Consider the following 18510-nt stretch of genomic DNA (forward strand, 5'->3'; position numbering starts at 1 on the left):
AAAACTCCCACTTTGTGTATTTTATCTATTTGATTGCCTGCATTGCGGCATCTGCTGAAACACCAGCTTCGATGTAGCTTCTGACCAGTTTCCATTCGCCATCGGTATTTCTGAAAGTGTTGAAAAATAAGTTGACGGAATCCAGCGGTTTGCCCTCAATGATGATATTTGCAGAGAGGATTGCAAGGCATTCATCTTCCCTTAATGGGATGATTGTGCGCTCAGCGATATCCCACGCCGCCTTTTCTTTCAGCACGAATTCGAATCCTTGTTTCCAGCCTTCGATCGATTCTTCATAGCCAAAATCGATAATGTCCCCACCGGAAATTTCCCTTGCTTGGTAGTCAGGGGAGATATAGTTTTTCATTTCTGTTATGGATGAATTTTTCCAAGCCTTTAAGTAGGCATCAAGGAATTCTCGGAACCCTGGATTGTTCATAATCTCCTCCTTACTCGTTCTTAGCATTCGTTGAATTCTCCTCAAACGGTACATGGTGCTTTGTATCCTGAATCGGTGTATTTTGCTGACTGTCATTTGTCCCCATAGTGATGTGGTCATATGGGGTGTAGTGGTTAGAAGGTGCGGATTTCTTTCTCGAAATTCGGTAGAAAATAAATACGATGACGGCGATGATGAAAATTGTATACACAATGGCCAAACTCATCAGTCCTTTCGTTTGATTTCCTTACATTCGATACTTTTTTGCAGATTCCTTTATTTGGATGGGAAGTAATGGTTATTGAGGTACTCGTAGCAACTCGAAATCTCCTTGGAAGCTGCCGGTACAGCCAGTAAGGGTATACTTCATCTCTTTTTCTGCCTCTTCCATTTGTATGTTCTTGCAGCTGTAAGATTCAACAAACTCCCCATCAACATGGTGTTCAACTTTTAATTGACCGTCACCATAGGTCAAGGATCTAATTCCCTTTTGTCCTTCAATCCCATATTGCACATAGTCAATCTGATCGTTGATATTGTTCCTTGCATTCTCTACAAACAAATCCAGTCTCTTCAAATTTTCAATGTTTCCATGAGTGTTTACGACTTCTGGCGGATTTGCTGAACGAGGTGAAACATTAGATTGATCACCTGCAACTTTAGCAGGGTCGTTTTCTAAATGGCATCCTGACATCAGGAGCAGCAAAGCTGGAATGACGAGTAAAGATGATTTCATGAATTATGCTCCTTTCGTATTTACATTTTATGGTACCATATATGGAGAGGTTGAAATAAGGGTTTTTTTAAGTTCGAGGCTTAGGGGGAGTTTTTTGTCATTTGAATCTGCAGTTTTCTGATTGCCAGATTGCTGAGTGTAGTGGGGAAAACACATTGGAAAGATGAATTGCTAATTACTTTTGCTCAATCAATTATTATTACAATTCTAGTGGAATTCTTTCACTTATAGAAAAAGAATTAGGCTCTTTATGGTTATTGCTAGAAGAGTTTTATAAATTGCTAGAGTTGCAGGCAATTTTACTAGAATTCTCACGAATATTACTAGAAGGTGCCAAATATTGGGCTGAAGCAGTGGTGAAAATTACAAGGGTGGGACAGTAAACCTGTCCCCATGTCCCAAGGGGGGAATTGAGGATGCTATTTGTGAATGGCAGGTTAGGGGTTCGGCTTCTTGAAAGGAAAGATGCTGAGCTGCTGGCAAAGTGGCTGAGTGATCCGGCGGTGCTGGAGTTTTATGAAGGAAGGGACAATTCCTTCGATATGGATAAGGTGATTGAGAAGTTTTATCCTGAGGAGGACGAGGAAACCCGCTGCATCATTGAATATGACGATGCGGCCATCGGCTATATCCAATTCTATGAAGCTGATGTGGAATCAAGGCAGTTGTATGGGTATGAAGACGACGCTCAAGTCATTTACGGCATGGATCAGTTCATCGGAGAGACCAGTTACTGGAACAAGGGGATAGGTACCCTGCTAGTTCAGTCCATGGTCAAATATTTAATAGAAGAAAAGCAGGCAGACCGAGTGGTGATGGATCCACAGACGTGGAATGAACGTGCGATTCGCTGCTACGAAAAGTGCGGTTTCAAGAAAGTGAAGCTTCTGCCGAAAAATGAATGGCATGAAGGGGAATACCGAGATTGCTGGCTGATCGAAAAAGCGAATATATGTTCGTGAAAATACTTGCTATCCCTATTAGTCATCGAGTACAATAAAGAGGTAAGTTGGAAATGATTAGATGCGAACAATCGGGAGGGTAAATGATGGGTAGATTAGTTCATTTTGAAATCCATGTAGATGACATGGACCGCGCAAAAACGTTTTATGGGGAAGTTTTCGGATGGAAATTCGAGGACTGGAGCGAGTATGCCGGCATGCCTTACTTTGGGGCTGTAACGGGGGATGAAAGTACTCCAGGAATCAACGGTGCCTTAATGAAACGCCAAGGCCCAGCTCCTCAAGCAGGACAAGCCATGAATGGATTTGCCTGCACGATGGGAGTAGAAAACTATGATGAAACCGAAAAGAAAATCCTAGAGCTTGGCGGCACAGTTGCTATGCCAAAATACGCTTTGCCTGGAATGGCTTGGCAGGGATACTTTATTGATCCAGAAGGAAATATCATCGGTATCCATCAGCCTGATGAGAATGCGAAATAATTTAATGTAATTAAAATAAATAGTGCCTTTACTTATATAGTAAGGCACTATTTTTTGGACTTATTCTTTATACTTCTATATAGGCAAGAGCCTACGGTAATCCTAATCTACAAGACCATTTCCTATGTAATCAAAAGTGTTTACGTCAGCATAAACAATCATATTGTTAGGAACAGAGTTGCTGCTTTTTGTAGGGAAATCAATTAGATAAACGACTTTTCCTTCATATGATTTATCATTTACTTGACTCATCATATTATTGTTCAACGTAACTTTAGATACCTCTCCATCTTTCCAAGTGCCATTAATCCTTTCTCGCTGTTCAGATGATAATTGCCCCCACACCTTTTCTCTTACATCGCCTTTTTCAGCAATCTTATCATTGTGCTCGTTGCTGCTAACAAAATCTTTATCATTGTTACTCATTTGTGATGGTTGATTAGAACAAGCGAATAGGCTCATCATAAAAACTGCAGTAAGAATAAGTAGTAGAATTTTCTTCATCTTAATATCCCCCTCCATACATTAGACGTACTATATCCCGGCAAGTTTCAGCTGAAATTGGAGAGTGGACAGATACAGCTGAATATTAGAAAAGAAACTCAATATTCATTTAGTCGGATCTTAATAAGTTGAATCCATAATAAAATATGTGTTAACTACAGTGAAAATAGGGAAATAGTAAAGAGGAATGTTTTTTTGAAGAGTTGTAAAAAAGGAGTGGTACGGATGAACAAGAGTCAATTCGATCGAATGAAGAATGGTAAGGGATTTATCGCCGCGCTCGACCAAAGCGGAGGCAGCACGCCGAAAGCATTGGCAGCGTATGGCGTCATGGAAGATGCCTACTCGAATGAAGACGAAATGTTTGATCAGGTGCACAAGATGCGGACGAGGATCATTACGTCTCCGGTTTTCAGTTCTATGTCCATTCTTGGCGTCATCCTGTTCGAACAGACAATGGACAGCAAAGTGGAAGGAAAGTATACCGCTGACTATTTGGCCGACCACAACATTGTCCCATTTTTAAAAGTGGATAAAGGTTTAGCTGAGAAGGAGAATGGAGTACAGCTCATGAAGCCGAATCCAGATCTTGATGAGACGCTGCGCCGTGCCAATGAGCGAAATATCTTCGGCACCAAGATGCGTTCAGTCATTCATGAACCAAATGAAGAAGGCATCAAGGAGGTCGTGGACCAGCAATTTGATATTGGGAAGAAGATTATCGCAGCTGATTTGGTTCCGATCATCGAACCTGAAGTAGATATCCACAGCGGGGATAAGGAAAAATGCGAAGAAATCCTAAAAGCGGAAATTCTCAAGCATTTGAATGAGCTTTCAGAGGATGAAAACGTCATGCTGAAGCTCACTATTCCGACAAAGGCAAATGCCTACAAGGAATTAGTGGAGCATCCGCGAGTTGTGAGAGTTGTCGCACTTTCCGGCGGATACTCCCGTGATGAAGCTAATGAAAAGCTGAAAGAAAACGAAGGAATGATAGCAAGCTTTTCACGTGCACTTGCGGAAGAATTGAGAGCCGGCCAAACCGAGGAAGAATTCAATGAATCATTGAAGAGTGCAATCGATTCCATTTACGATGCCTCTGTGAATAAAAAATAAATAGTTTAGAAAAAGGCCCCTGTTACCATTTTGGTAGCAGTGGGCTTTTTTGGCGTTCGACAAAAATCGGGTCGTGACTGTCACGACCCGATTTACTTTTTCCTAATCCTTCATGGAACCAGCTTCCCGGGAAGTCATGGCGCCTTGGCCAGCATTCACATCTTTTTGAATCTGCTTCTTCACTTCTTGTGCATTCGTGCCCGCAAACTCAGGCTTCATTGCTGGATTTGATGTCTGTTGATTTTGTTTCATAATTAAGCTCCTTTCATGATTAATCTAAGTTTTTATTATTAGCAGGTCGCACTGGAGTTATCCTAAGTATGTGAGAGCGTTATGCCTATTCGACAAAAATCGGGTGGTGCCTGTCACTTTTGCAACGAATCATCGTACCGGGGACAGGTCTTTTTTGTCATAAGTAAAACAAATTGTTTAGCATTCACATTTTGTATTATCCAAATTACTTGGCCATACATTATTATGTAAGTAAATAACAATAGATCTCAAAGGGGGGACAGCCATCATGAAGGTTGTCATACAAAATGAATTTGGTGATCCTGATGTTCTAATGGCCACTGAAATGGATAGGCCAATGGTAAAAGAAGGGGAAGTCCTGATCAAAACAGGGTATACTAGCGTCAATTATGCAGACATCAAGAAGCGGAAAGGCGCGAAAGATTCCGGCAAATTTCCAATGATCCTGGGATTGGATGTTTCCGGAACGATTGAAGAGGTTGGCAGCAATTCATCATTTTCAGTTGGAGATCGTGTCATTGCGTTTCCAATCGGTGGATCATACGCAGAGTATGTCAGGGCCACTGAACAATTGGTCTTTAAGATTCCAGATGACATATCTTTTCAACTGGCTGCTGCTATCCCAACGGTATCTATATTATCTTATATATTGATCCACGAAATTGGCGAAGTGAAAAAGTCCGATACTATTGTCATCCATAGTGCTGCCGGCGGTGTGGGTTCGATGCTTGTCCAATTGGCTAATGAGGCAGGAGTAGAAAAAGTGATAGCTACGGTTGGTAATCTGAGCAAAACAGAATATGTAAAAAAATTAGGTGCGGATGTAGTGTGTACATATGACACGTTTACGGAAACTGTTTTGAACCAAACGGATGGACGTGGAGCAGATGTCATTTTTGATTCAGTTGCAGGGGACGTGACGGGCAAAAGTTTGGATTGTTTGGCTCTGTATGGGACGCTTGTCCAATTCGGAAATAGCAGCGGAAAAGCGGGAACTTTTAAAACGAGCGACGTTCATAGCAGCTGCCGGAACGTGAAGGGATTCAGCTTAGGAACCACAAGAAAGCACAAGCCGGAACGGTTGAAACCTGCAGCGGAAAAAGTGCTGGAACTCTTTTCTTCTGAAAAAGTGACGCTGCCGATCGCGCGGATTTTCGACTTGAGCGAAGCTGCTCTTGCTCATCAATTAATCGAGAGTCGGAATTATGAGGGGAAAGTGCTGCTGAAAATAGGTGGAGAATGATTTGGATATCAAATTATAAGGGGTGGTTCGATGAAAATATTGGTGACAGGCGGTACGGGTGTTCTTGGCAGCCGTTTCGCTGCTTTGGCAAAGAGGGAAGGTCATCAAGTGTTTGTGGCGTCGCGAAACAAACCATCTTCAACAGAGGTCGAATGGACTTTTCTGGATCTTGAAACAGGAGAGGGTTTATCCAGAGCACTTTCAGGAGTGGAGGCTGTTTTTCATGCGGCAACCAGCCCTGTTAAAAATACGGATCAAGTCGATATCGCGGGTACCAATTTGCTATTGGAGGAATGTAAGAAATATGGGGTTAAACACTTTATTTATCCTTCCATAGTGGGAATCGATTTAATTCCAATGAAATACTACAAGGCAAAACTGGCAGCGGAAGAATTGATCATGAACTGCGGAATTCCTTATACAATCGTGAGAATGACTCAGTTTCATAATTTAATAGATAGAATGATTAGCACCCTTGCGAAGTATCCTGCCGGCGTCTTGCCGACAACCTTGAAGTTTCAACCTGTCGATGTGGATGAAGCGGCTGAAGTATTAGTTGGAGCCTTAAAAAACGGACCATCTGGCATGGAAGAGGATTTTGCTGGACCAGAAGTAATGTCATTAAAAGAACTATTTACGATCTGGAAATCACACAAACAAATTAAAAAGTTAATGATTCCACTCTCGTACTTTCCAAACAAAACATTCAAATCTTTTCAAGAAGGCAAAAATACAAATCCACAGGCTACAAAAGGGGCAGTTACCTGGAAGTCATGGGTTGAAAAGCAAAATTAAGGGTCAGACCCCCGGTACAGAAACGCTTTAACGTACCGGGGGTCTGGCCCCTTTTAAAATTACTTCTGTGCGTTCATTGCTTCCATTTCTTCCTTGCTAGGGCCATACACGCCAGGCACCTTCAAATCAGCTTGTCTCATGAGGACGGTCAATTGTCCGCGGTGATGGGCCTGATGCTGAATGAGCAGGCGGAAAACAGACTGGACTTTCATTTCCCTGCCGAAAAGATTCACTGTCTCATTCATTTTTTCATCAGACACTTGCTCAGAAACGGCTTCCGTCAGACGATCGCTTACGAGCTTATACGTTTCGCTGATTTCTGCAGCAGAAGTTGGCGCATCTTTGCGAAGATCAGGCACTTCGAAGGTGATGCCAACTTGAGCCGGGAAGTAATACGTCGCTCCCGTAATGTGCCATGCAAGACTGCCGATGCTGAACATATCAGGTGCAATTTCCTGCTTTAACGACTCATCTGTCAGTACATCCAACACTTTTTGCGTAACGGCCGCTTCTTGTTTCCATTCCTGTAAGAAATCATTTGTAGTTGTGAACATAATTTTTCCTCCCATTAAGAGACTGGTTTTCACCATCATTGTAGCATGATTAGAAGCGAGGGGATGGTTTTCACGCTCATTCAATGATTTCCAAAGCAGAAGGATGATTCATATATTTGAATACAAAATATGGAAAAACGTGATACACTTAGGTTATCTATTTTCGTGAGAAATCATGGATTTTTTTCAACTAACAAAGCAGATTAATTCAGATTTATATTCTATAAAAGTAGGTGGACAAGATGTTGCCAACAGATAGTATTTTAAAGACTTGGGAGAAGTTCAATAATTTCCCGATGGAAACATTAACGAAGGTTTGGTTTTATGACAAAGGGACCAATGAAAAACAGCGAAGTATATCACTTATGAAAGAACATAGAGAACAATACGGATTATCAGGTAATTGTTTTGACTTGGCACTTTGGCTGCTTGATGAGTTTAAAAAGGCTGGAGTAGAGGCTTATCCTGTGGGTCATAACCTGAACACGGAACATGCCCACGTTGCTGTAATTGCATTAAACGAAAAGGGAAATCGTTATTTCTGTGACTTAGGAGATCAGTGGCTAACTCCTATTTTAATAGATACCGATAGTGAGGAATACACCAATGAAAAACTTAGCGGCTTTTTCCCCGCAGCTAAGGTGCAGGTGCAAAATCATGGAGCAGGCACAGAAATTTTTTATCACCGTTCAAACGGTAAAGTGTCAAAACAAATATTTAATACAAATCCTATTGAAATGGATTATTTCCTGAAAGCTGCTGAGTTTTCACAGAATTTAATTAAACCAAATCCGTTATTAGAATGTAGAGTGCCTTATAAATCAGAGATTGCACATTGGGAATTCTATAATTGGGAAAGTTTTTTGAGCACAAGTCACGGTTTATTCAAGGAACCAAAACTCGGACAAATAGAAGAGTGGGCAGAACTGATTAGTCAAAAAACGAATTACAACAAAGAAATAGTATTGGAAACTTTAACAAAGTACATAGAAATTCAAAATAAAGCTTTAATATAAGCGATTGCCTAGCATTTATTATGTAGAAAGCGTTGTATATGGTAAAATATCATAAAGATGATGATCGGAATAAAGGAGGTTGAACTATGGCTATAAGTAATGAAGAATTAGTTGAAATGGTAAAGAAACTACCGCAGTCTGCAAAAAAATCAGCTTACGATTACTTAAAATACTTAACAATCAGTCATACTCGTCCAAACTGGGATGAAATAATGGATTTAGACCCAGATGAAACCCCTTTGAGTGAAGAAGAAGAACGTCAACTAAAGAGTAACTCGGAGTTTGTGTCTTGGGAGGAAGCAATGAATGAGCTCAACTTACCAAATGACGCTAAGTCGTGAGGCGGTTAAATTTTTAAAAAAACAAGAAAAATCTGTTCAATTAAGAATAAGCAATGCTTGGAAGGGATTATTACTTCAACCACCTATGGGTGACATTAAACCTATAAAGCGGAAGAAAGGTCAACTATTGATAGGGAGGTATCTTAACATGAGTACAAAAGAAGAAGTAATAAAGTTAATAAAGGATTTACCGGAGAATGCAACCATTGAAGATATTATGAGGGAGCTATATGTAAGATCAAAAATTGATAAAGGAATTAAAGAATTAAATGCGGGTAAAGTTATTTCTCATGATGAAGTTAAGGATAAATTAGGGAAATGGCTGAATTAAGATGGGCAGAATCTGCTGTTAAAGATTTAGATAACATTTGTAATTATATAGCTGAAGACTCTGAAGAATATGCACGAATGTTCGCAAGAAGTATAATTGATTTTGTTGAAACGATAGCTGCTTTCCCATACTCTGGTCGAGTAGTTGTAGAGATGAATAATGAAATGATTAGAGAGAAAGTCTTGACAAATTATAGAATAATTTATCGTATTAACAATGACTCAATAGAAGTGGTTCGAATCATCCACAGTGCCAGGAATTTTAAAGATATAAACTAATAAACATCATGGCTTAGGATAGATAAAGGCTGTGATGTTTATTTTTTTTTGAAATATTTAAAGGGCCAGACCCCCGGTACACTCCCATTAAGAGACTGTTTTTCACCATCATTGTAGCATGATTAGAAGCGAGGGGATGGTTTTCACGCTCATTCAATGATTTCCACAAAGTCTTTTTTGCTTTTAAATGAAAGGGAATATTATCTTCAATGGCGAATGTTGATTTATATAAATTTGGTACGGAGCTGATAGTAAAATGAATCATAAAATGGCTGACTTACATATCCACTCTTTATTCTCAGATGGAACGATGTCTCCCGAAGAAATTATTGCTAAAGCAGAAGAAAAAGGGTTAGGTTTAATAGCGATTACTGACCACAATGTGCTAGAAGGTTCAAGAGAAATACTAAAGCTAAAAGATAAAAAAGAACTCTTGTTAATTTCTGGTGTAGAACTGGACGCGTTAGATAGAGGGGAAAATCTGCATATATTGGGTTATGGAATGGATTTGAAAAATGAAAGGTTTAGAGAATTTACTAAAAAAAACAGATTGCTTTTTGAGTCTTTAGATGAGCGACTTATAGTAAGGATGCAAAGGGATTACAATAACATATCCCTGGAGGAATACTTAAATTATAATTATGACCGAAAAAACGGTGGTTGGAAGGCATTGCATTATTTTGTGGAAAAGGGGATTACCAGCAGCTTGACAGCAGGATTTGCATTCTATTCAAAGTACGAACTATCATTTGATTGTATTGAATTTCCCTCTGTCAGCGAGGTATGTAATCATATTCACAGTGCAGGTGGGAAGGCGATTCTTGCTCATCCAGGAAGAGTAATAAATGTTACTGATAGGAACGATTTTAAGAGAGAAATTACTAGATTAATTAATTTAGGGATTGATGGAATTGAATGTTATTATCCATCTCATTCTCATGAAGTTACTGAAGATTGCCTGTCCATTTGCAAAGCACTTGGCTTGTTAATTACAGCAGGTTCTGATTGCCACGGTAATTTTGGAAAAACAGAAATTGGAGAGATGGAAATACCGATTTCCTGGTTAAATCTTGGGGATGTTTTAAGTCACAATTTAGTAAGCAAATTCACCACATGATTAAAATAACGGGAAACAATAGCTTAACAACTGAAATGGCCAGATCCCCGGTACAGAAACGCTTTAGCGCACCGGGGGTCTGGCCCTTCCTGCCAAGGTAACTTCATGCATTGCAATAATTGACTTGTAGAAATAAGAGCATAAAAAAGTACCCTTATTGGGCAAAAAAATAGGACTTGGGGATGTGCTATAATTATTTTCAGTAATGGAAACTATGCACCTTTTATTGTCTGAATATTCCGTAATATTAACTGTACATAACCTTGATTTATCGGCCGAAGGAAACACAATGAGAGGTTTGGTGAAATGAAATGAGCACAAAGCCACCTGAAATGGCATGGGTTGAAGAATTACAACCTGAGCTAACAGCCTACTGCTACAGAATGTTGGGGTGTGTATTTGACGCCGAAGATGCTGTGCAAGATACAATGCTTCGAGCTTGGAAGAATTGGGACAGTTTTCGCAATGAATCTTCCCCCAGGACCTGGATTTATCGAATCGCTACCAACGTATGTTTGGATAAGATAAGAAGATCGAAGCGCCGGGTAATACCAATAGACCTAACCGATCCGGCGGCAGTACGAGTGCCCACGGAAACATTGCCCCTGGCAGATTGGGTCTGGCCTATACCCGACAACGCCATCGATCCAGCTGATGTGACAATTCGGAAAGATACCATTCGTCTGGCATTTATAGCTGCTCTCCAAACACTGCCGCCACGCCAGCGTGCAGTACTAATTTTGCAGGATGTGTACCGTTGGCCGGCTAGTCAAACCGCGAGCGCATTAGGTACGTCAATGACCGCAGTCAATAGCGCGCTGCAGCGAGCAAGACAAACACTCAGTCGTGCTAACTTGAAATCGGAAGCACTGAATGATGTTGATGCAGAAGTGAATCAGGAATTGATTGACCGGTATGTCGATGCTTTTGAACGCTACGATATTGATGCGCTTTTAGAACTTTTTCAAGAGGACGGCAGCTTATCAATGCCGCCATTTGTTATGTGGGTCAGTGGTCGAGCGAATCTTGCCGCGTTTTATGAAATTACTCGGTCTCACTGTACAGGCTCACGCTTGCTGCCAACCAGAGTCAATGGTACAGTTGCCCTTGCTCAATATGCCAAAGACCAGTCGGATGAACAACTAGTACCGTGGGGTATCCATGTGCCCGAGATTCGTGACAATCGGATAATCCATGTACATACATTTATACAACCCGCATTATACTCCCGACTAGGGCTGCCAACTAAGCTTGATTTAACTATTTGATTATAGTAGATCAATTAAAAATACATCTAATGGACCGATGATTTTCCAGTCGGCCATTCGTCTATCTTAGTGTAAGCATTTATAGAAGAGTCGAATAAAAAGGAGGAGTCAAAAATGCTGCTTAGGAACAAAAACGCCGTGATATATGGGGCAGGAGGCGCAATTGGAGGTGCTGTTGCCCGCGCTTTTTCTCAAGAAGGGGCGAAGGTATTCCTTGTGGGTCGGAATATTAATAGACTTAATATAGTAGCTAAGGAGATTACTGACCATGGGGGAGAAGTTGAGACCGCTCAAGTTAATGCACTGGACGAGGAGGCGGTAGAAAATCACCTCTCTCAAGTGGTAAACAGATTCGGGAGTGTAGATGTCTCATTTAACCTCATTGGACTTGGCGAAACACAGGGGGCTTCACTCGTAGAAATGGAACAGGAACAATTTGTGAGTCCGATCATCACGGCCATGCAATCACATTTTATCACCACGACTGCAGCAGCACGACACATGGCTAAGCAAAAGGCAGGAGTTATACTTGCGCTTACCGCTCAAGCTGCCCGTAAACCCTACCGAGATGTAGGCGGTTTCGGAGTTGCAGGCGCAGCGATCGAGGGCCTTTGCCGTCAATTGGCGATTGAGGTTGGACCGCTGGGCATCCGTGTCGTCTGTTTACGTTCAGCTGGCTCTCCTGACGCCCCGGGTGTTGATGAGGTGTTTAATCGACATGCAGACAATGCTGGTATAACACGAGATGAGTTCGAGGCCGGCATTGCTGAAAAAACTATGCTAAAACGGTTGCCAAGACTTGCAGAAGTAGCGAATGCAGCTGTCCTTATGGCTTCCGATCATGCCAGCGCAATTACAGGCGCCGTAGCAAATGTGACCTGTGGAGAAATTGTAGACTGAAAGAAAAGGTGTACTGCTAGTACGAATTCATGAGGATATTGCTTTCTAATAAAGGATTGTATCGATCCCTTATGGAATGGGATTTAGAATAAGTAACCAAAAGGAGAAATTATGTGCCGAAACATTAGAACATTATTTAATTTCGACCCACCAGCTACCGATGAAGAGATTCACGCAGCAGCTATTCAGTATGTCAGAAAGATAACTGGCTATAACAAACCCTCTAAGGCGAATGAGGATGCGTTTAATCACGCAGTCAATGAAGTAGCAAAGATTACTAAGAATTTATTTGATGCTATGGAAACCAGTGCAGAACCTCGCAATCGTGAAGTCGTAGCTGAACGTGCTCGTGCCAGATCAGCTAAAAGGTTTGGTACAAGTTAGCGAGCAGCGAGGATGCTGAGTTATTCAATGTAGAGAATATCAAGAGCAACACCTTTTTGCTTTGTTGCTCTTTGATCTTTAGATAAAAAGAAAACCAGGGCAGAACTTCCATAAAATTGGAGGTTCTATTTTTTTGCCTATTAATAAAAACCATCTCCACTTGGGACTCGTCTAATGTATGGAAGGGAGCAGATGCCGGTGGAAGAGAGTGTTATAGAAGAATGGATGATACAAGATAAAGAAAAGCTGCTCGATCAGTTGATGGATGCCTATGGACAGTCGCTGCTGCAGCTTGCGTATTCGTATGTAGGGAGCAGGGAGATTGCTGAGGATCTCACGCAGGAGATTTTTGTGAAATGCTATCAAAGGATGGATCAGTATCAACAGAAGTCTTCGCTGAAATCGTGGCTATGGCGGATTGCCATCAATCACTGCAAGGACTATTTAAGGAGCTGGCACCATAAAAATATTGTCGTTTCAGAAGAACAGGCGAAACAGTCATCTAGCGGCGAAAAGGATATCGAAGACCAAATCGTGCAGAGTTTTGAGGACGAACAATTAGTAAATGCGGTGCTGCAGCTGCCGGATACATATAGGGAAGTCATTTATTTATATTATTTTGAGGAACTGACGATAAAAGAGATTTCGCACGTAACAGGTGTGAATCAAAATACGATAAAAACCAGGCTGAAAAGAGCGAAAGAATTATTGAAAGAATGCTTGGAGGGATAAGGATGGAAGAACGTTTAAGGAAATTAAAAAAAGCGATGCAGCGAACCGTTTACGACGATCTGACTTTCACGGAAGAACATAAGAAAAAAATCAGGAATCAAATCAGGATGCAGAAGCCGGAAGCGTCAGAAGAAGAAATACGCTTATCGATTTTTCAACTGCTGGTACAAAAGCGGACAGGATTCGAATTAAGCAGGTTGATCCGGGCAAGAGGCATAGGTAATTTTGAAGAAAATGAGGGATTCCTGTATATGTCCCTTCACCAATTCGAACAGAAAAATTACCTGAACACAACCTGGGAAGAGCCTGACATAAAATATTATCAGCTGAACCACAAGGGGATGAAAGTCCTGAAGGCGTTAGAAAAGAAAAGCGAAGGCAGGGCACGTATTTTAAAGGAAATGGTAGAGAGGTGATATAGGTGAGTCAGTTGAAAGAAAAATTCCTGGCTGAAGTCATGCAATTCATCAAGTCAAAAGAAGCAAAACAAGTGGTGTATAAGGAACTGAATTATCATTTGAAGCAATCGGAGCAGGAACTGTTGTCAAAGGGAACTGACCAGAGCGAAGCAGAAAAAAGTGCCGTGCAAAAGATGGGCAGCCCTTCTGAGCTTGGAACGCGCTTCAACAAATTATACCGTCCGCTGTTCGATTGGAAGCTCTTCGGCCTTTTCCTTATCGTCATCACAATGAGTCTGCTTCCGCTGGTAAATATCCAAGAGAATTATGCTGAAAACTTCATGCTTAAACAGTCTTGTTCAATTGTATTAGGGATCATCACTACAATTGGTATCATGCTGATTGACTATCGGAGAATCAAGAATTGGAGCTGGCTGTTTCTTATTGTTGCATTAGTCTTATTGATTGCTCTTTCATTTTTCCCGAATGTCGTGGTAAATGGACAAGGGTACTTGCATTTCGCAAGTTTCACCATTGCAGGAGAAGCTACTTTCCCTTTGTTCCTCGTGTTTTGGGCCTACTTCTTCTCAAAGGAAAAGCCTAACCTGCTGCTTGGATTTGCCGTTTACTTCGTTTCGGTACTTCTATTTATGAAGATTCCAAGTATTGCGGATGTGTTTATTTATTCGGTACTTGTCTTGACCTTGTTTGTGACAAGCTCCATTCGGAAAAAGACGATCTATACCACAATTGGTATCGCTGCAGGTGTCGTGTTGACCTATGTCATCCTATTTTTCACCACAATGAAGGAAGAGCAAAGAAATAGATTGCTGGTATATCTTAATCCCGAAAAGTATGCCGATAGTGAAGGGTATCAATATGTCGCTTTGAAGGACTTGCTTCACAGCGGAGGCTGGTTTGGAAATGAGGAGACACCTAAGTTTATGGTCAATATGTGGACGGACTTTGCCTTTGCGAATATCACCTATTTCTTTGGCTGGATTTTAGCCGGTGCCCTTATCGTACAGCTGACAATGCTCGTGATCCGGTTGATCATGGTTTCTGGGAAAGTTAAAGACATCTTTGGAAAGCAGCTCATCATCGGCGTTTGTGCACTGCTTTCCATCCAAATGATCTATAATGTGGGAATGATTTTTGGATTCCTGCCCCTCGTCTCGATTTCACTGCCATTTATCAGCTATGGTGTGACTGCGACGGTCTTGAATTCCCTTTTGATTGGGATTGTGTTGAGCGTCTACCGCAGGAAGAATTTGATCACTGAGCCATCGTAGCAAGAATGGGGAGAACCAGCAGGGAATAGGGATGACGATGTAGAAGTGTAGTTTAAGTCCTATGTTCTTCTAAGTGGAATATAGAGTTTCAATGATTGGAATGATTGAAGTGGCAATGGATAGATTATTGAAGCCAGAAAAATTACAGCCGGGCGATCGGGTTGCGACGGTAAGTCCTTCGTGGGGCGGAGCAGGAGATCCCGGGCTTCTATGGAGGTATAAGCAAGGTGTCTCGAGGTTGGAAGAAGTCTTTGGTCTAACGGTTGTCCCGATGCCAAATAGTTTAAAAGGCGGAGAATATACGTATAACAATCCTAAAGCCCGGGCGGAAGATTTGATGACAGCGTTTAGGGATAAAACGATAAAAGGGATTTTTGCCAATATAGGGGGAGATGACAGTATCCGACTGCTTCCTTATATTGATTTTGATGTGATCCGGGAAAATCCGAAAATTTTTATGGGATTTTCAGATGTGACGGTTGCTCATTTATTTTGTCATAAAGCGGGGATATCCTCCTTTTATGGGCCTGCTATCTTAACTGATTTTGCGGAAAATGTGGAAATGCATCCTTATACCATTGAAATGGTGAACCGAATTCTCTTTTCGAATGAAAGGATTGGCAAGATTCAACCGGCGAAAGAATGGACGAGTGAACGTTTAGAATGGATAGAAGAGAACAAGAATCAACGCCGTACGATGAATCCGAACAATGGATATGAAGTACTTCAAGGATCGTCTACCACGCAAGGACGCTTGATTGGAGGCTGCATCGAAGTACTGGAATTTCTCAAAGGAACTGAACTATGGCCTGAAAAGGATTATTGGGAAAATAGCATCCTTTTCTTTGAGACATCGGAAGATCATCCTGCTCCCAATTTAATCCGCTATTGGCTGAGAAACTATGCGGCTCAAGGAATCCTCCAAAAAACAAAGGGAATCATTTTTGGCAAGCCAAAAGATGAGAAGTACTTTGAGGAATACAAACAGGAAATCCTACAGGTCATGAAAGAATATGAATTAGAAGATCTGCCGATTCTTTATAATTTGAACTTTGGCCACACCGAGCCTAAATTTATCCTGCCTTATGGGGCACTTGCAGAAATAGACTGCAAGAATGGCGAATTCTCTATTCTTGAAAGCGGCGTTAAATAGACCGAGATTAAATTGGCCAGCCCCGCGGTGCAAAATACCAGAGGGCAGGCCATTTTTTTTATGGATATCTATCAATCTGAAAAAGTCACAATCGTTTTACCGCCCCAGCCATCCTCCATCGACGACGAGAGTATGCCCCGAAACATAATCAGACGCACTCGATGCCAAGAAGATGGCTGCACCGGCCATGTCCTCCGGCTTGCCCCATCGGCCAGCTGGAATCCGTTCAAATATTTCTCTTTCCCGCTTTTCATTATCCCGAATTGACTGGGTCATATTCGTTTCAATATAGCCCGGTGCGATACAATTCACTTGGACATTGTGTTTTGCCCACTCGTTTGACAGCGATTTCGTCATTCCTGTTACCGCATGTTTGCTTGCGGCATAGGCCGTTACGTACATTCCGCCTTGGAACGATAAGAGGGAGGCGGTTGAAATGATTTTTCCAGACTTTCGCTCGAGCATCGGTTTCGCAACGAGTTGTGTTACCTGGAATACCGCATTCAAATTCACGTTGATCGACTCTTGCCAAGCTGCCATGCTTAAGTCAACCGCATCATCACTCCGTACAATACCGGCGTTATTTACTAAAATATCAATCTGATGGTTAGACAAAATCTCTTCGATCCCTGATTTGATTTTTCCACTATCATTCAAATCGATTTTATAAGGGAAAGCTTTTTGCCCAGATTTCTCAATCAAGGAGTGCGTTTCTTCCAGACTTTTTTTATTCCCCACTATCACAACATCTGCCCCGGCACCCGCAAGCCCTACCGCAATCGCTTGCCCAATTCCTGAGGCAGCACCTGTGACAAGGGCGGTCTTTCCTTTTAAAGAAAACATAGATTGAAAGTCCATTAAATTCACCTCGTTTATTTAATATTATTTCTTCCTAATATTATTTTTGTATTCTACTCTTCTCTTAAAATTCCTTGAAAATAAGTTAAATGAGTTGCGCGTAATTACTCAGAATGGGGGATAACAGAGGATTGATTTCATATTTTAAGTAAACGTTTACTAATAAAAATAAGATAATATAGTTGGAATTATAGAGTGATAAAAAGCTGTTTCTAGATTATTGTTGACTTTACTATATTCCCTTATGTAAAATGAAAGCGTAAACATTAAGTAAACGTTTACGTAAAAGGTGGAATTAAACGGTATGAGTGCAACAATTAAAGATGTAGCGAAGCATGCAAATGTTTCCATTGCTACAGTTTCAAGAATAATAAATAAGAAGCCTGGATTTTCGCCGGAAACGGAACAAAAGGTTTTAGATGCAATCCAAGCCCTTGGCTACCAGCCGAATGCACTAGCGAGAGGGCTAATCAACAAAGATACTCAAACTATAGGTGTGCTTTTCCCTGCGGTTTCTAATATGTTTGCGTCAGAAGTTCTGAGCGGCATTGAAGAGTATGCAAATGATATGGGATCAAGTGTGATTGTCTGCAACACTGCTGAAGATGGGGAGAGAACATTGAAGTACTTGCAGGTTCTTTCTGAAAAAAGAGTGGACGGAATTATTATTGTCAGTGAATACATCAAAGAGGAATATTATAAGGCGCTGTCAGAAATGAAAATTCCAAAGGTCCTTGTATCTTCCATCTCCTTTGAATACCCTATTCCATATGTCAAGGTGGATGATCGCCATGCATCTTTCAGTGCCGTAAATTATCTAATCAATAAGGGTCACAGAAAGATTGCAATGATTGCCGGTAACTCTACAGATCCCATTGCAGGGGTGCCCCGGATTGAAGGATACATGGCCGCATTAAGGGCCAATGGAATTGAGCCTTCCAACGACATGGTTATTCATTGTGATGGATTTGGACATAAAGACGGAGTTCAGGCAATGAAGGATATCATGGAAAGAGGTATGGATATTACTGGTGTTTTTGCAAGCAGTGATGAGCTAGCGGTTGGTGCGATGTCACATGCTATTCGACACGGGATTCGAGTGCCTGATGACCTTTCAGTTATGGGCTATGATGATACCAAACTAGCAGAAATGATGATCCCTTCTTTGACGACGGTAGCCCAGCCGCTGTATGAAATGGGATTGATGGCAGCCACGATGCTGTTCGATATGAAAAGTACAGCAGCGGTAACTGAAAGCAGGATTATGAACCATAAAATCATGGAAAGAGAAACGGTGAAAAGCCTGCTTTAATTTTTTTTTAGCAAGTGATGTAAACGTTTACGTAGTAATGGAGGTGC

General features: G+C 41.3%; 25 protein-coding genes. 18 read left to right on the top strand and 7 right to left on the bottom strand.

What is annotated here, in order from left to right; genetic code table 11:
* Positions 1-25: 25 nt before the first annotated feature.
* The 3 genes from ABTV07_RS03575 to ABTV07_RS03585 all read right to left on the bottom strand — a co-directional run bounded on the left by ABTV07_RS03575 (position 26) and on the right by ABTV07_RS03585 (position 1175).
* Positions 26-439, bottom strand: coding sequence for a nuclear transport factor 2 family protein (locus tag ABTV07_RS03575; protein ID WP_433747597.1), 414 nt, complete (start codon positions 437-439; stop codon positions 26-28).
* 10 nt (positions 440-449) lie between these two features.
* Positions 450-650, bottom strand: a complete 201-nt coding sequence (locus tag ABTV07_RS03580) for a DUF3951 domain-containing protein (protein ID WP_433747599.1) — start codon at positions 648-650, stop codon at positions 450-452.
* Between the two features lie 87 nt (positions 651-737).
* Entirely contained in the window at positions 738-1175 is a 438-nt protein-coding gene (locus tag ABTV07_RS03585; protein WP_433747601.1) for a DUF4362 domain-containing protein, read from the bottom strand.
* A gap of 416 nt (positions 1176-1591) precedes the next feature.
* On the opposite strand from ABTV07_RS03585, the gene ABTV07_RS03590 reads away from it, so the two are divergent.
* Positions 1592-2137 (top strand): GNAT family N-acetyltransferase, encoded by a 546-nt coding sequence (locus ABTV07_RS03590; protein WP_433747604.1) that lies wholly within the window; start codon positions 1592-1594, stop codon positions 2135-2137.
* Positions 2138-2223: 86 nt separating this feature from the next.
* Entirely contained in the window at positions 2224-2619 is a 396-nt protein-coding gene (locus ABTV07_RS03595; protein WP_433747607.1) for a VOC family protein, read from the top strand.
* A 102-nt stretch (positions 2620-2721) separates the two neighbouring features.
* On the opposite strand, the gene ABTV07_RS03600 is transcribed toward ABTV07_RS03595, so the two are convergent.
* Positions 2722-3123, bottom strand: a complete 402-nt coding sequence (locus ABTV07_RS03600) for a hypothetical protein (protein WP_433747609.1) — start codon at positions 3121-3123, stop codon at positions 2722-2724.
* Positions 3124-3348: 225 nt separating this feature from the next.
* Between ABTV07_RS03600 and ABTV07_RS03605 the strand changes: the two genes are divergently transcribed.
* Complete coding sequence (locus tag ABTV07_RS03605) at positions 3349-4239, top strand: fructose bisphosphate aldolase (protein WP_433747612.1); 891 nt, start codon at positions 3349-3351, stop codon at positions 4237-4239.
* Between the two features lie 102 nt (positions 4240-4341).
* Here the strand turns inward: ABTV07_RS03605 and ABTV07_RS03610 are convergent, their stop codons facing one another.
* Positions 4342-4491, bottom strand: coding sequence for a hypothetical protein (locus tag ABTV07_RS03610; protein WP_433747615.1), 150 nt, complete (start codon positions 4489-4491; stop codon positions 4342-4344).
* Positions 4492-4759: 268 nt separating this feature from the next.
* Here ABTV07_RS03610 and ABTV07_RS03615 point away from each other — a divergent pair, with 268 nt between their 5' ends.
* Positions 4760-5734 (top strand): quinone oxidoreductase family protein, encoded by a 975-nt coding sequence (locus ABTV07_RS03615; RefSeq protein WP_433747617.1) that lies wholly within the window; start codon positions 4760-4762, stop codon positions 5732-5734.
* Positions 5735-5764: 30 nt separating this feature from the next.
* Positions 5765-6529: an SDR family oxidoreductase gene (locus ABTV07_RS03620; protein WP_433747619.1), complete on the top strand. Its 765-nt coding sequence runs from the start codon at positions 5765-5767 to the stop codon at positions 6527-6529.
* A gap of 59 nt (positions 6530-6588) precedes the next feature.
* On the opposite strand, the gene ABTV07_RS03625 is transcribed toward ABTV07_RS03620, so the two are convergent.
* Positions 6589-7083 (bottom strand): DinB family protein, encoded by a 495-nt coding sequence (locus ABTV07_RS03625; RefSeq protein WP_433747622.1) that lies wholly within the window; start codon positions 7081-7083, stop codon positions 6589-6591.
* Between the two features lie 242 nt (positions 7084-7325).
* Between ABTV07_RS03625 and ABTV07_RS03630 the strand changes: the two genes are divergently transcribed.
* The 12 genes from ABTV07_RS03630 to ABTV07_RS03685 all read left to right on the top strand — a co-directional run bounded on the left by ABTV07_RS03630 (position 7326) and on the right by ABTV07_RS03685 (position 16293).
* Positions 7326-8099, top strand: a complete 774-nt coding sequence (locus ABTV07_RS03630; protein ID WP_433747624.1) for a hypothetical protein — start codon at positions 7326-7328, stop codon at positions 8097-8099.
* Positions 8100-8185: 86 nt separating this feature from the next.
* Positions 8186-8440 (top strand): hypothetical protein, encoded by a 255-nt coding sequence (locus ABTV07_RS03635; protein ID WP_433747627.1) that lies wholly within the window; start codon positions 8186-8188, stop codon positions 8438-8440.
* Positions 8406-8771 carry a hypothetical protein gene (locus tag ABTV07_RS03640; protein ID WP_433747629.1) on the top strand — a complete coding sequence of 122 codons (366 nt, stop codon included), beginning with the start codon at positions 8406-8408 and terminating at the stop codon, positions 8769-8771. Before ABTV07_RS03635 ends, ABTV07_RS03640 begins: the two co-directional genes overlap by 35 nt.
* A complete protein-coding gene (locus ABTV07_RS03645; protein ID WP_433747632.1) occupies positions 8759-9049 on the top strand; it encodes a type II toxin-antitoxin system RelE/ParE family toxin in 291 nt (96 codons plus the stop codon). Before ABTV07_RS03640 ends, ABTV07_RS03645 begins: the two co-directional genes overlap by 13 nt.
* Before the next feature lie 256 nt (positions 9050-9305).
* Entirely contained in the window at positions 9306-10166 is an 861-nt protein-coding gene (locus tag ABTV07_RS03650) for a PHP domain-containing protein (protein WP_433747633.1), read from the top strand.
* A 311-nt stretch (positions 10167-10477) separates the two neighbouring features.
* Positions 10478-11434, top strand: coding sequence for a sigma-70 family RNA polymerase sigma factor (locus tag ABTV07_RS03655; RefSeq protein ID WP_433747636.1), 957 nt, complete (start codon positions 10478-10480; stop codon positions 11432-11434).
* 114 nt (positions 11435-11548) lie between these two features.
* Complete coding sequence (locus ABTV07_RS03660) at positions 11549-12334, top strand: SDR family NAD(P)-dependent oxidoreductase (RefSeq protein WP_433747639.1); 786 nt, start codon at positions 11549-11551, stop codon at positions 12332-12334.
* 111 nt (positions 12335-12445) lie between these two features.
* The gene (locus tag ABTV07_RS03665; RefSeq protein WP_433747642.1) at positions 12446-12718 is read left to right on the top strand and encodes a DUF2277 domain-containing protein; all 273 of its coding nucleotides are present in this window, start codon (positions 12446-12448) and stop codon (positions 12716-12718) included.
* A gap of 198 nt (positions 12719-12916) precedes the next feature.
* Positions 12917-13450, top strand: coding sequence for a sigma-70 family RNA polymerase sigma factor (locus ABTV07_RS03670; RefSeq protein WP_433747643.1), 534 nt, complete (start codon positions 12917-12919; stop codon positions 13448-13450).
* A gap of 2 nt (positions 13451-13452) precedes the next feature.
* Positions 13453-13866, top strand: coding sequence for a PadR family transcriptional regulator (locus tag ABTV07_RS03675; protein WP_433747646.1), 414 nt, complete (start codon positions 13453-13455; stop codon positions 13864-13866).
* A gap of 5 nt (positions 13867-13871) precedes the next feature.
* Positions 13872-15140, top strand: a complete 1269-nt coding sequence (locus tag ABTV07_RS03680) for an FtsW/RodA/SpoVE family cell cycle protein (protein WP_433747649.1) — start codon at positions 13872-13874, stop codon at positions 15138-15140.
* A gap of 115 nt (positions 15141-15255) precedes the next feature.
* Positions 15256-16293, top strand: coding sequence for a S66 family peptidase (locus ABTV07_RS03685; RefSeq protein ID WP_433751075.1), 1038 nt, complete (start codon positions 15256-15258; stop codon positions 16291-16293).
* A gap of 96 nt (positions 16294-16389) precedes the next feature.
* Here the strand turns inward: ABTV07_RS03685 and kduD are convergent, their stop codons facing one another.
* Positions 16390-17151, bottom strand: coding sequence for a 2-dehydro-3-deoxy-D-gluconate 5-dehydrogenase KduD (gene kduD, locus ABTV07_RS03690; RefSeq protein ID WP_433747651.1), 762 nt, complete (start codon positions 17149-17151; stop codon positions 16390-16392).
* 304 nt (positions 17152-17455) lie between these two features.
* On the opposite strand from kduD, the gene ABTV07_RS03695 reads away from it, so the two are divergent.
* Positions 17456-18463 carry a LacI family DNA-binding transcriptional regulator gene (locus ABTV07_RS03695; RefSeq protein ID WP_433747653.1) on the top strand — a complete coding sequence of 336 codons (1008 nt, stop codon included), beginning with the start codon at positions 17456-17458 and terminating at the stop codon, positions 18461-18463.
* The last annotated feature ends 47 nt before the right edge of the window (positions 18464-18510 follow it).

The sequence above is a fragment of the Falsibacillus pallidus genome (assembly GCF_050990905.1).
GTDB classification, from domain to species: Bacteria; Bacillota; Bacilli; order Bacillales; family DSM-25281; genus Falsibacillus; species Falsibacillus pallidus_A.